This is a genomic window from Acetivibrio ethanolgignens (genome assembly GCF_001461035.1).
Lineage (GTDB): Bacteria > Bacillota > Clostridia > Lachnospirales > Lachnospiraceae > Velocimicrobium > Velocimicrobium ethanolgignens.
In genome coordinates, this window is record NZ_LNAM01000202.1 from 1 (window position 1) to 12,836 (window position 12,836).

Consider the following 12,836-nt stretch of genomic DNA (forward strand, 5'->3'; position numbering starts at 1 on the left):
CCAGTTATTATTGAATTTTCAAGGTGCATAGGCACTTATTCAAGTGCGAAGTTTGAGTATCATAATTCTATTTAGTCCTGCTTTTTCTCCGATGTTTTATGCTTTGTACTTGATAGTAGGCTTTACCGATATGATAGATGGAGTTGTGGCAAGAAAAACAAATACCGTTAGTGAGTTTGGCTCTAAACTGGATACTGTCGCTGATTTCATTTTTGTGGTAGTATGCCTAATTAAGCTGGTTCCGATATTGGAAGTACCCATATGGCTTTGGGTATGGACAGGCGTTATTGCAGTAATAAAGATTATTAATCTAATATCTGGATTTATTGTAGAAAAGATGTTTGTGGCTGAACATACAGTAATGAATAAACTTACTGGATTATTGCTGTTTGTTCTTCCGATGACATTAGAATTTATTGATTTAAAATATAGTGCCATTGTTGTGTGTGCTGTTGGAACATTTGCAGCTATTCAGGAAGGACACTATATAAGAACTAAGAGATTTGAAGTCTAAAATTCAATTATGGAGATGAATTATGTCTGAACGTGAAGAAAAATTTGAAAAGAATTATCTTGATAACATTAGATACTATTGCCTTGTAATGAGCGAGGATTACATAAGAAATCACTTTTCGGACATAAAGAGATATGCAAGTGTTATTGAGAATCGTTTAGATGACGAATGGTGTACTCTGAAAAGTGTGTTAAAGGATAATTCTCACATTTTAGAACTTGCTATAAACCACAATGTAAACTATGTGCTTATTGATGATAAGTACGAAATTGATATTAATTTATGAAGTATGTCAAGAACACCCGTGACTTTAGTCTTGGGATGAATTGACATACATATGTTAAACAAAAATATATTATAATGTATTGAGAATACTGGATTATATGTTATTATAATTATAAGGTAATATATGGAAGTTACTCATGGACGTGGGTATGGATATTCAATACAATATCATATAGATAAGATAGCTGATGATAATGGATTTCAAATATTAGAATGTAACACAGATAAAGACCACATTCATCTTCTTATTAATTGTTCTCCACAACATTATGTGGAAAAAGCTTATAAGTATCGTATATACCCAAATAAGAAGCAAAAAGAAATAATCGCTAAGACTTTTGGATGTTGCAGGTTTGTATATAATAAGCTTGGTAAATATCTTTTCAGTAGAAAGGAGTTCCCAAGAAGCTTGCGGCTTTAGCCATGAGAGGTTCAAATGAAGTAGTTTTGGTGAAATCCAAATTATATGCCGAGAGGAGGAAACTATATGAATGGAGAAATGGCATAAATGAGTGACATTGTTATAAGTGCAAGAAAGTATAAAATACAATAGCAGGGCAGTCATTGCCTAAATTTCAGGAAAAGGAGTAGATACACAAAATGAAAACAAAACAAATGATGATCAGTATGCTTTTGTGCCTGACACTATTGCTTGCAGGCTGCGGAGCAAAAACAGCCACAGATGAGGGACTTTCCCTGACAGATACAATCCGCTGGTTTAACGCATCTTATGCGATTCTGACAGAGGTGAACGGTCTGGACTATAACCGCTTTGCAGGTGCTCCGGCAAACGCTACGATGAAACAATTAGAAATTGCATCTCTGGAAAAATGGTGGGGAGTGACAGACCGTATATCGGCGGATAAAACACTGGATTGGATTTTGAGTGAGGGACACCGTACCCAGTTTGCAGAAGATATGGTTTATTTACAGGAAGCCGGCTTGGGTGAGGTCGAGGATAGGGAAAGATTTTTTTTAGAGAATTCTGATTTATCATCCGATGAAGTACAGCAGATTATAAGCCAGTATGAGATGTATGAGCAGTATGGCGAAAATGCGATTGCCGGATGGGATTACTGCAGGGCATTGAACCTTTTGAGCTTCTATTACCTTGCGGGATATTATTCCGAGGAAGAAGCCTTGGACAAGTCTTTGGAAATTGCACAGATGGTGCAGCCCTTATATGAGTCCTGGGATGATTTGATTAAAAGCTATTTGCGTGGTTATGAATATTGGGCAGAGGAAAGCAGTGCTGAACGCCAGGCCATCTATGAGGAACTCAAAGCCAGAGATGATAACCCCTATCAGGTTGATTTTAAAACGGAATTAACAAAAACCTGGTAAGGACAACAGGAAGACAAGGGGACGGTTCTTTTGCCCTGGCTTTACATATAGCTTTGAGTAAAAAACACTCCTGGTGCCGCTGGTATGGACTGTACCCTATTTTACAATTTTGTAATTCATAATGTATCCACCTTCCATTGATAATTTAATTTTCAGCGGTGCAAAGGTTTTCAGTAGTGCTTCCAGAGAAGGCCGTCTGTTCCTGATGTACCTAGAAATGGTAAAACCACACAGTAGACTGAAGCCCTTTTGAAAGTAAAAGGGTGACAGATACACCTCAAAAGTAATTAAATTCTCTGGGATTTCTGTTATAATGGGAGCCATAAAAGAGTGTAAGAAGTAGAGTGATGAAAAAGATGACAACAGTATATTTTGTTAGGCACGCAGAACCTAATTATAACAACCATGACGATATGTCAAGAGAGCTTTCGAATAAAGGATTACAAGACAGAAAACTTGTAACGAAATTTTTATTAGATAAGCATATTGATGTTGTATTATCAAGCCCATATAAGCGAGCGATTGATACAGTTGCCGATTTTGCAGAAACTGTGTATTTAGAAATTGAGATGGAAAAAATATTATTATAGGAAGTCATGGAACTGCATTAAGTACAATCATTAACTATTATGACAAAACATTTGGTTATTCCGACTTTGAAAAGATTAGGAATGTAATGCCATGGGTAGTGAAATTTATTTTTGAGAATAATGTTTGTATAAGAATTGAGAAATATAATTTGTTTGAGAATTAGTTCGTTCAATCCCCGTTTGTCGAGATGACGAGCGTAGACAAAAGAACTCATCAACTCCCAAATCGCTCAGTCAGCTATTTGACGATGAATATAATGTGACAATTGATTTTGTGACGACCCATCCTGCTGTAAAGCTTTATATCAAGTGTGGTGCGGTGCTGAACGGAACGTCATACGCTTCGATAGATGGTCGGGATATTCCAAAATTGTATTTTTAGCTCAAGTAATAAGTTTTTGATTGACGAGTTGGAAAAAAGAAGGCGAATGAAAAAATACCGCGGAAAATAGGAGGGAAGAGACTATGCTATGACATTTAAGGGAGAGGAAAATAAGTGCAGAGTTTGGGAAAAGTATGCTGTTAGCTATTATTCCAACAGGGATTTTTCTAATCAGTGGAATTACCCTGATACATGTATTTCTTATTACGAGTGCCTTGATTTTTGGAATAGGGCATATTTATGTAACGTACCAGAATGCAAAGGCATAGCTTAGAAAATTTTCCGCAGGTATTTTTCTGTTTCTTTGATTGTGTCTGTGGTGTTAATCTCTGGGTTTCTCAGCATTTTATGCATCAGAAGCCCATCGGAAAGTACCAGTGTTATCCAGGCAAGATAGTCGGCATCAATGCTGTCGGTACGCTCTCTGATTTTTTCGGCAATCAGTCCGGCAAAATTATGGTAACGCTCTAAAAGTCTGGTACGAATCACTTCATTGCCGGAAATAGCTTCATAAAAGAAGTGAAACCGCATGTCTGCGGTGGAGGTATCCCGTTCTAAGATATATTTTAATAATCGTGGCAAAGAGGTATCCTTTGACTCGTCAGAGGTCCAGGCCAGAAGATTGTTCCACTGTTCTTCCAGGTACTGGTCCATAAGAGCAAAAAGGATTTCCTCTTTGTTTTTATAGTGATAATATAAGGTTCCCTTGGCAATGCCTGCGTGGTTTGCAATCTCTGCCAGGGAAATATCGGATAACAACTTGGTCTTTAACAATTTTTCTGTAGCATTTAAAATTAATTTAATTACGTTATCTTTTCTTGGTGCTGCCATCACAGGTACCGCCTTTCCTTTGGTTTCCTATAGTATATAAGATTTTCATAATTTCGTCAATGAAAGAGCGGATTTCATTGACAGAAATGACAAAATTTGGTATGATATAAAAAAAGAGTCGGTCGCATGACCGACTAAAAGAGAGAAGGTAAGGCATGGAAGGAATTGAGCGGCTGCAGCAGTCGCTGCAAAAAAAATACAACGGTAAAGTAACTGCAGAGTACAAGGATCAGAGCATTGTGGTATCTGGACATTTAGGCAAATGGGAGGACATTGTTGCTGCCTGTCAGATGTGTGTACAGCCCGATAAGAAGCTTCATGTGGTCAATGATATCGTGCTTGACGGAGTGGACATACCGAAAATGAGAATTCCTTCGTTAAAGGATGACGCATTGGAGGGAGACAGACCGGATGTACTTATTATTGGCGGTGGCATATCCGGAGCCAGTATTGCCAGAGAGCTTTCCAAATGGAAGCTGAATATTCTGCTGGTAGAAAAAGAGTCTGATTTGGCTATGCAGGCCTCCGGAAGAAATGATGGAGAAGTACACCCAGGTGTGGATTTAAATGTGGGAACCTTGAAGCAGCATTATGTACTCCTTGGAAATGCCATGTACGAGAAGATATGTGAAGAGCTTTCTGTCCCATTTTCCAGGGATGGACAGTATGTAGGATTTTCAGAAAAAGGGACCTATCCCCTTGTAAAGGCCTATGCATGGCAGAGAAGAAATATCTGCAAGGTAAAAGGTACCCGGGTAGTAAAAAAGGATGTGCTGCAAAAGAATGAGCCAAGGATAAATAAGGGGTTTTCTTTTGCCCTCTACAGTCCAAGTGCTGGCTGTGTATGTCCTTATGGACTTACGATTGCCTATGGAGAAAACGCGGTTTCAAATGGTGCAAGAATTTCATTGAACACAGCAGTACTTTCTATGGAAGTGTCTGAAGGAACCATAAAAAGTGTACTTACTAATCGGGGCAGAATCTATCCAAAGCTTGTAATCAATGCTGCCGGGGTCTTTGCAGATAATGTGGCAGAGATGGCTAAAGACCGGTTTTTCTCTATACATCCAAGGCGTGGAACGGATGTTATCCTGGATAAAAAGACAGGTAAGCTGGTAAAGGGAGTGGTTTCCTTTAAGACATTGAAAAAAGACAACAGCCATACCAAGGGCGGAGGTATTTTACATACAGTGCATGGTAATCTTTTGGTTGGCCCGGATGCAGTGGAAACCTACGAAAAAGAAAATATGGCGACTACCCAGGAAAGCATAGAAACTCTTTTTGCAAAACACGGAAAAACAGTGGAAGACATAAAACGAAGTGATGTAATTACTTATTTTACTGGTGTGCGTGCAGCGACCTTTGAAGAGGATTATATTATCGAGTTTGGACGGAAGACAAGGAATATTCTTCATTGTGCCGGTATTCAGTCTCCGGGATTAACTACAGCACCGGCTGTAGCACTGGATATTGAAAAAATGGCAGTAGAATTTCTGCAAAAGACCCAGAAGGTAGAAAAAAATAAGTCTTATAATCCGCGACGAAAAGGAATTCCGGTATTGCGGGAAATGGAGCCGGAAGAGAGAGACCGTCTGATTAAAGAAAATCCGGATTATGGTGTGATTGTCTGCCGGTGTGAGGAGATTAGTAAGGGAGAAATATTGGATGCTCTTCATGCACCTTTGGTAGTACCTACGGTGGATGGTATCAAAAAGAGGGTCCGTCCGGGTATGGGACGTTGTCAGGGTGGCTTTTGCATGCCTTTAGTAGCACAGATTATTCATGAAGAGACTGGCATGCCTTTAGAAGCGGTGAGAAAGGCAGATGCGGAATCTGTGCTTACTTATGGTCCTACAAAGGAGGTAGCCGAATGAACAATTATGATGTAGTGGTAATCGGCGGAGGCCCAGGTGGGCTGGCGGCAGCTATTTCAGCCAAAAAGGAAGGTGCAGGAGTGCTTCTTATTGAACGTGAGGCCAGGCTTGGCGGTATTTTGAAGCAGTGTATCCATGATGGCTTCGGACTTTTACATTTTGGAGAAAAGCTGTCGGGACCAGAATATGTGGAACGGTTTGAAAAAGAGTTTCATAGTCTTAAGATTCCCTGTGAGCTTCTAACCTTTGTAACAAAGATAGAAGAGGCAGGAAAGGAAAAGAAAATTACCTATGTAAACCGGAAGGGTGTCTTTAGTTGCATGGCGAAAACGATTGTGTTAGCTACCGGATGCAGGGAGCGTACGGCAAAGCAGGTATGGATTCATGGCACGAGACCTTCCGGAGTGTATACGGCAGGAACAGCACAGCATTTTGTGAATCTTCTTGGACAGATGCCTGCCAGAAGATGTGTTATACTTGGAAGTGGAGACATCGGACTGATTATGGCGAGACGCCTTACTCTGGAAGGAGCCAAAGTGTGTGGCGTTTATGAAGCAAAGCCTACACCTTCAGGGCTTACCAGAAATATTGTACAGTGTCTGGAGGATTTTCAGATTCCATTATATTTGTCTCATACGGTAACCAGGGTGTTTGGAGAAAGCCGGCTGACGGCAGTAGAGATTAGCAAGGTAGATGAGAAAATGCGTCCGATTAAGGGAACAGAGACCGTCGTGGAGTGTGATGCCCTTATTTTATCGGTAGGCTTGATTCCTGAAAATGAGATGGCAGAGTCTCTGGATGTGCAGATTGATTCTAAAACCAAAGGACCATTTTGTGATGAACAGTTTATGACCAGTGTTCCGGGAGTATTTACCTGCGGAAATGCACTTCATGTAAATGACCTGGTAGATTATGTATCAGAAAGCGGACTGTTAGCAGGAAAGGCAGCAGCCCATTATCAGGGAGAAGCTTTGGAGACCGTAGAACTAGCAGCGGATTCTTCTCTCCTTTATCTGGTGCCACAGCGTATTCGCAGGGAAACCTGTGCCGGCGAAAATAAAGCAATTTTATATTTCCGAAGCAGAGAAGAACGAAAAACAGCAGTTTTCCAGATACTTTCAGGAGATAAGGTTTTATTTGAAAAAAAATACAGGAATTTAAAACCACCGGAAATGGAACGGCTGGAGCTTGATGCAGGGCTGATACCACCAGAAGCTTCTGTAACGGTACGGCTTGTGGAAAGGGGGATGGAAAAGTGAGAGAAATGACATGTATTGTATGTCCCAATGGCTGCAGGCTGCAGGTAGATAACAGCAGTGAGGAAATCCTGGTATCCGGCAATCAGTGCAAACGTGGGAGAGCTTTTGCGATAACGGAATTGACCCATCCGATGCGGACCATATGCAGTACGGTAGCGACCTGCTTTCCTGAGACACCGGTAGTGCCTGTACGGGTATCTGCAGAAATCCCCAAGGAACGGATATTTGATGTAATGAAAGAAATCAATAAAGTAAAGGTAATGGAACGCCTGGGAACAGGTGATGTGGTAATACCGGATGTGCTTGGACTTGGCGTAGACGTTATCATAACCAGTGACAGATTAAAGGAGAATTAAAATTATGAGTAAACCATATAAAGAGTTTGAACCAAAATGGGTAAAGGAAGCAGCACCAAAGGACAGCTATCGTTCTATTTTCCGGTGGGGTGATCCAGAGTATGTTAAATATCCAAAGGAATCTCTCTACAAACTGATGAAAGAAAAATTCGCTTTGACAGATGATGATTTCCGCGAGTATACGGGAAGCATTGGAATGGAAAAGGTCGTATATGGACCAGGTATTGGAGAAGGCTATGAACAGTTAGTCATGATCGTATCCAGGGCCAGTGGTGCACCGGTCATTGCAAATGCGATTCGCTATGCAGCACAGCTGGTAAGAGGGAAAGTCTTTGAAGTAGCAAAGGCTGAGCTTGAGGCTGTTAAGAAGGCCGGATTAAAAGAGATTCTGGATGGGCTGAAAGCTTCCCAGAAACCAGCTGGAACAGCAGAGGCTGTAAAAGAACCTCCGAAGGAGATTGTAACCTCCCAGATTTCTGGAATTGAAGTTATGGATCTTGAGGATGCGGTAAAAGCACTCTGGAAGATTAATATCTATGCAGAGAGCGGCATGGGATGTACCGGACCAATTATCCGTGTGTCCGATGCTAATCTTGCAAAAGCAGAAGAGGAACTTAAGAAGGTTGGCTATATTCAGTAAATAAAGGTTTGCGACGATTACTTCTTTTATAAAGGCATCAAGCAGGAAAAACTATAAAGTTTTGCACCAGCCCGTTCTTATGCTACGGGCTGGTGGCGTTTTTGAAGCACAGCTTTAAAAGGGAGATAAACAATAACTTGTTCTGTTTTGGCGGCAGTGAAAGGGCATGAAATAACTAATTTTCCTGACTCAGATACAGCTTGGCATAAAAGCCGTTTTTCTGTAAAAGCTCTTCATGATTGCCTTGCTCAATAATATGTCCATCCTTCATGACAAGAATAGTATCTGCTTCCCGGATAGTAGAGAGCCGATGGGCAACGATAAAGCTGGTACGTCCCTGCATAAGCTTCTGGAAGGCTTTTTGTATCCGTACCTCTGTGCGGGTATCAATAGAAGAGGTGGCCTCGTCTAAGATAAGTATAGGAGGCAGACACAGCATGACACGGGTAATGCATAGAAGCTGTTTTTGTCCTTGAGAAAGGCTGCCACCATCTTCACCGATGATGGTATCATAACCATGAGGCAGACGTTTGATGAAGCTATGGGCATGGGCTGCCTTAGCTGCTGCGATGATTTCCTCTTCTGTAGCAGCTTTTTTTCCCATAATGATATTTTCACGAACGGTACCGGTCTTAAGCCAGGTATCCTGCAGTACCATACCATAGGAGCTTCTAAGACTTTTTCTGCTCAGCTGGCGGATATCCCTATTCTCTATTTGGATACTGCCCTGATTTACATCATAAAAACGCATCAGAAGGTTAATCAGCGTTGTCTTTCCACAGCCGGTAGGGCCGACAATAGCAACTCTCTGCCCAGGCTTTACAGAAAGGTTAAAGCCCTCGACAAGCGGCTTGTCTTTTGTATAGGAAAAGGAAACATCGGTTAAATTAACGGTACCGGAAACCTCGTTAAGCCCTGTTGCATCGGAAGCCTCTGCCAGCTCTGGCTCTGCTTCAATCAGCTCGAAAATCCGGGCTGCACAAGCTAATGCATTCTGAAGCTCGGTGATGACGCTGGATATATCATTAAAAGGTTTCGTATATTGGTTGGCGTAGCTTAAAAAGCAGGCCAGGTCACCAACAGAAATTATGGCTGCAAGGCAAGCCAGAGCACCGGTAAGTCCAACAGCGGCGTAGACAACACTGTTGACAAAACGAGTGCAGGGATTCGTCAGGGAAGAGAAGAAAATAGCCTTTAAGGAGCATTTTTCCAGACGATTATTAATCTCATCAAAACGGGATAAAACCTTATCTTCCTGGGAAAAAGCCTTTACTACCTTCTGGTTCCCAATCATTTCATCAATCAATCCGGTTTGTTCCCCACGGGTTTCTGACTGCAGCTTGAACATATCATAGGTACGGGTGGCGATAAATTTTGCCACAAATAGAGAAAGCGGTGTCAGTACAACCACGACTGCGGTAATGCCGGGATGAATGGTAAGCATAAAAAATAATGTGCCAATAATGGTAGCAATACCTGTAAACAGTTGGGTAAAGCCAATTAAGAGACCATCAGCAAACTGGTCGACATCAGTAATAATACGGCTTACGATTTCACCGGAGGTGTGATTATCCAGATAGCTTAACGGAAGAATCTGCAGCTTTTCAAAGGCAGCGTTCCGGACATCCTTTATCATATGATAGGTAATCTTATTGTTAAGGGTATTCATAAGCCATTGCAGTACAGCTGTAATAACTATGATTAAGGCTAACTTCTGTAAAATGATACTGATTCCGGAAAAATCTACAGCATCCTTGCCTGCAATCAAATCAATGGCATCTCCAACCAGAATTGGAGCGTACAGGGTAAGGGCAACACTGGCTGCTGCAAAAAGAATAGACAAAAACATGAAAAGGCGGTAATGCTTCAGGTAATGAAGCACTTTTTTTATTGTTTCTGCTTGGCTTTTCTTAGACTTCACTGCCAGACACCTCCTTTTTAAACTGAGATTCATAAATTTCACGGTACACCTCGCAGGAGCTTAAAAGCTCATCATGGGTGCCGATGCCCACCGTGGTGCCATCCTCTAAAACGATAATTTTGTCTGCGTGGCGGATAGAGGAGGTACGCTGGGATACAATAAAAACAGTGGGTTTCCAGGAAAGATTGTAAAGAGCCTTCCTAAGAGCTGCTTCTGTAGCAAAATCAAGAGCAGAAGAGCTGTCATCCAAAATCAGAATTTCGGGCTTTTGCACCAGGGCTCTGGCAATCGTAAGCCGCTGTCTCTGACCCCCGGACAGGTTTTTACCACCCTGCTCCAGCTCATAGGAAAGACCGCCTTCTTTTCCGGCAATGACATCTTCTGCCTGGGCAGCACAAAGTGCTTCCCAGATTTCTTCATCGGAAACATCTTCTTTTCCCCATTGCATATTTTCACGGATACTGCCCTTGAAAAGAACAGCCTTTTGAGGAACGATACCTATTTTTCCCCGCAGGGACTGCAGCTTATAAGATTGAATATCTGCACCGCTTATAGTTATTTTGCCTGCGGTGGCATCATAGAAACGGGGAAGTAAATTAACTAAAGAGGTTTTGCCGGAGCCGGTACCGCCGATGATGCCTATGGTTTCACCGGTATTGGCAGAAAAGCTGATGTCAGATAAGGAGGCCTGGGCTGCACCTGCATAGCGGAGCTCTACCTGTTGGAATTCAACAGCTGGAGAGCCAGAGATAGGCTCTGGCTGTGAAGAGCCGTCCCTCATACTGGTTGTACCCTCTAGTACTGACTGGATACGGTTGCCGCAGGCAACTGCTTTCGTAATACTGATAATCAGATTAGCCAGCTTGATTAATTCAACCAGAATCTGTGACATATAATTATAAAGAGCAACTATCTGTCCCTGAGTCAGGATGCCTAGACTTACCTGAAGGCTGCCTTGGCGAATCAGAGCAATAACTGCCAGATTGATAATAATATAGGTAAGAGGATTTAAGAGAGCAGAAATCCGTCCAACGTATTTTTGAAGCTGGGTCAATTCCACGTTAGCATTATGAAAGCTCTCTATTTCAGCTTCTTCCTTACAAAAGGCCCGGATAACACGGACGCCGGTAAGATTTTCCCGGGTGGTTAAAAGAACCTGGTCCAGCTTTCTTTGTGCCTCTTTATAAAGTGGAATGGAAATCAGCATAATGCCGAATACCACAACAGAGAGTACAGGAATGGCAACCGCAAAAATCAGGGCACACTTAACATCGATGGTAAAGGCCATAAGCATGGCACCAAAGACAACAAAGGGAGAACGTAAAAAAAGACGGAGGGTTAAGTTAACTCCGTTTTGCACCTGATGGATATCACTGGTCAGGCGGGTAATCAGCGTTGAAATACCTAGAGTATCCAGCTCGGTAAAGGAGAGGGTCTGAATGTGGGAAAATAAGACGTGACGGATTTTTTTGGCAAAGCCGACCGATGCCTTTGCCGCAAAATACTGAGCTGTGACCGAGCAGACAAGACCAATAATACCGAGGAGAATAAGAATTCCGCAGCGGCTTAGGATATAGCCCTTATCCTGGGTGGTAATTCCTGTATCAATAATAGAGGCGATTACCAGAGGTACAAAAAGCTCAAAGGAGGCCTCCAGCATTTTAAAAAGAGGACCTAAAATACTCTCCTTTTTATAGGCTTTTAAATAAACAAGTAGTTTTTTCACCTGATTTCGTCCTTTCTTCTTGTAAAAATCATGAAAACATTATATCATATAGGATAATACCTGAAAAGAGAAAGATAGGTGGCTCATTGACATAAGATAGAAAGTGGACTATAATGTAGCATTGGAAAATAAGCCTTGGAGGAAGAAAAATGGCACGAAAAATAAGATCGGGCTTGACGACAACTCAGATTATAGCCTTTGGATTTTTAGCAGGCATTTTAATAGGTACCTTTTTATTGATGCTGCCGATTTCTTCTGCCGAAGGAATGTGGACAGCACCGATAGATGCAGCTTTTACGGCGACTACCTCTCTTTGTGTAACAGGACTGGTAACGGTAAATACAATGCGGCACTGGGGCTTTTTTGGACAGGCGGTGATACTGTTCCTGATTCAGTTTGGCGGCTTAGGTGTCGTGACCTTTACAACGACAGTACTTTTGCTGCTTAGAAAAAAAATTACCTTAAAGGACCGACTTTTAATTCAGGATGCATATAACCTGGATACGTTGCGGGGCTTAGTAAAGCTTACGATTGATATTTTAAAGGGCACCCTCTTACTTGAGGGAATTGGAGCCTGTTTTTATATGATAAAGTTTATTCCGGAGTTTGGCGTAGCTTATGGAATCTGGGCTTCTGTGTTTAATGCGGTTTCAGCTATGTGTAATGCAGGGATGGACATTGTAAGTGATTACAGCTTGATGCCATATCAGACCAGTCTTCTGGTTAATGGAACTACAATAGCTCTGATTATTTTGGGCGGCATCGGTTTCCCAGTCTGGTGGGATGCTCTGCGGGGACTTCGTGAAAAAAAAGAGAAGAAATATAGTTTTTGTAAAATGCTTTCCAAGCTGAGCCTGCATTCTAAGGTTGTGCTTTCTATGACAGTGGCATTGATTTTCGGTGGAGCTCTGATTATCTTTCTTTTGGAATATTCTAATCCAGACACGATTGGAGGCTTAAGCCTGCCGCATAAGCTTCTGGCCGCATTGTTTCAGTCGGTTACGACAAGGACAGCGGGATTTTTAACTATACCACAGGAGTGTCTTAGAGATACGACCTCCTAGTATAATAATGGTGTAGTCAATCAAGACTACTTAGTTTACAAGTTTCTATA

At 41.8% G+C, this 12,836-nt stretch carries 11 protein-coding genes and 2 pseudogenes; 10 read left to right on the forward strand and 3 right to left on the reverse strand.

The window, feature by feature from the left end; genetic code table 11:
- The first annotated feature begins 43 nt into the window (after positions 1-43).
- The 5 genes and pseudogenes from ASU35_RS16140 to ASU35_RS20975 all read left to right on the forward strand — a co-directional run bounded on the left by ASU35_RS16140 (position 44) and on the right by ASU35_RS20975 (position 2,897).
- On the forward strand, positions 44-514 hold the full coding sequence (locus ASU35_RS16140; RefSeq protein ID WP_243126457.1) for a CDP-alcohol phosphatidyltransferase family protein: 471 nt from the start codon (positions 44-46) through the stop codon (positions 512-514).
- A 22-nt stretch (positions 515-536) separates the two neighbouring features.
- Positions 537-800 carry a hypothetical protein gene (locus ASU35_RS16145; RefSeq protein WP_058354010.1) on the forward strand — a complete coding sequence of 88 codons (264 nt, stop codon included), beginning with the start codon at positions 537-539 and terminating at the stop codon, positions 798-800.
- Positions 801-923: 123 nt separating this feature from the next.
- A complete protein-coding gene (locus ASU35_RS20820; protein ID WP_083504352.1) occupies positions 924-1,220 on the forward strand; it encodes a helix-turn-helix domain-containing protein in 297 nt (98 codons plus the stop codon).
- A gap of 179 nt (positions 1,221-1,399) precedes the next feature.
- Positions 1,400-2,143, forward strand: coding sequence for a DUF1266 domain-containing protein (locus ASU35_RS16160; protein ID WP_058354011.1), 744 nt, complete (start codon positions 1,400-1,402; stop codon positions 2,141-2,143).
- Positions 2,144-2,499: 356 nt separating this feature from the next.
- Positions 2,500-2,897, forward strand: a pseudogene (locus ASU35_RS20975) (histidine phosphatase family protein).
- A 488-nt stretch (positions 2,898-3,385) separates the two neighbouring features.
- Here the strand turns inward: ASU35_RS20975 and ASU35_RS16170 are convergent.
- Entirely contained in the window at positions 3,386-3,946 is a 561-nt protein-coding gene (locus ASU35_RS16170; RefSeq protein ID WP_058354013.1) for a TetR/AcrR family transcriptional regulator, read from the reverse strand.
- Between the two features lie 155 nt (positions 3,947-4,101).
- Here ASU35_RS16170 and ASU35_RS16175 point away from each other — a divergent pair, with 155 nt between their 5' ends.
- The 4 genes and pseudogenes from ASU35_RS16175 to ASU35_RS16190 form a co-directional block, all read left to right on the forward strand.
- Positions 4,102-5,820 carry an NAD(P)/FAD-dependent oxidoreductase gene (locus ASU35_RS16175; protein WP_058354014.1) on the forward strand — a complete coding sequence of 573 codons (1,719 nt, stop codon included), beginning with the start codon at positions 4,102-4,104 and terminating at the stop codon, positions 5,818-5,820.
- A complete protein-coding gene (locus ASU35_RS16180) occupies positions 5,817-7,079 on the forward strand; it encodes an NAD(P)/FAD-dependent oxidoreductase (RefSeq protein ID WP_058354015.1) in 1,263 nt (420 codons plus the stop codon). The genes ASU35_RS16175 and ASU35_RS16180 overlap by 4 nt, the downstream gene beginning before the upstream one ends.
- A gap of 5 nt (positions 7,080-7,084) precedes the next feature.
- Positions 7,085-7,435, forward strand: a complete 351-nt coding sequence (locus ASU35_RS16185) for a DUF1667 domain-containing protein (protein WP_242861307.1) — start codon at positions 7,085-7,087, stop codon at positions 7,433-7,435.
- Positions 7,436-7,646: 211 nt separating this feature from the next.
- Positions 7,647-8,075 (forward strand): annotated as a pseudogene (locus ASU35_RS16190) (glycine/sarcosine/betaine reductase complex component C subunit alpha); the annotation flags it as partial.
- Between the two features lie 175 nt (positions 8,076-8,250).
- Here ASU35_RS16190 and ASU35_RS16195 read toward each other — a convergent pair.
- Together ASU35_RS16195 and ASU35_RS16200 are read right to left on the reverse strand one after the other, a co-directional pair.
- Entirely contained in the window at positions 8,251-10,029 is a 1,779-nt protein-coding gene (locus tag ASU35_RS16195) for an ABC transporter ATP-binding protein (protein ID WP_058354020.1), read from the reverse strand.
- Positions 9,986-11,722, reverse strand: a complete 1,737-nt coding sequence (locus ASU35_RS16200) for an ABC transporter ATP-binding protein (protein ID WP_058354017.1) — start codon at positions 11,720-11,722, stop codon at positions 9,986-9,988. Before ASU35_RS16200 ends, ASU35_RS16195 begins: the two co-directional genes overlap by 44 nt.
- Before the next feature lie 149 nt (positions 11,723-11,871).
- Here ASU35_RS16200 and ASU35_RS16205 point away from each other — a divergent pair, with 149 nt between their 5' ends.
- A complete protein-coding gene (locus ASU35_RS16205) occupies positions 11,872-12,786 on the forward strand; it encodes a potassium transporter TrkG (RefSeq protein ID WP_058354018.1) in 915 nt (304 codons plus the stop codon).
- Positions 12,787-12,836 lie beyond the last annotated feature (50 nt).

Coding starts and splice junctions, on each gene's coding strand:
- ASU35_RS16145 (WP_058354010.1), top strand. CDS start 537: ATGTCTGAACGTGAAGAAAAATTTGAAAAGAATTATCTTGATAACATT.
- ASU35_RS16185 (WP_242861307.1), top strand. CDS start 7,085: ATGACATGTATTGTATGTCCCAATGGCTGCAGGCTGCAGGTAGATAAC.
- ASU35_RS16160 (WP_058354011.1), top strand. CDS start 1,400: ATGAAAACAAAACAAATGATGATCAGTATGCTTTTGTGCCTGACACTA.
- ASU35_RS20820 (WP_083504352.1), top strand. CDS start 924: ATGGAAGTTACTCATGGACGTGGGTATGGATATTCAATACAATATCAT.
- ASU35_RS16175 (WP_058354014.1), top strand. CDS start 4,102: ATGGAAGGAATTGAGCGGCTGCAGCAGTCGCTGCAAAAAAAATACAAC.
- ASU35_RS16170 (WP_058354013.1), bottom strand. CDS start 3,946: ATGGCAGCACCAAGAAAAGATAACGTAATTAAATTAATTTTAAATGCT.
- ASU35_RS16205 (WP_058354018.1), top strand. CDS start 11,872: ATGGCACGAAAAATAAGATCGGGCTTGACGACAACTCAGATTATAGCC.
- ASU35_RS16180 (WP_058354015.1), top strand. CDS start 5,817: ATGAACAATTATGATGTAGTGGTAATCGGCGGAGGCCCAGGTGGGCTG.
- ASU35_RS16195 (WP_058354020.1), bottom strand. CDS start 10,029: ATGAATCTCAGTTTAAAAAGGAGGTGTCTGGCAGTGAAGTCTAAGAAA.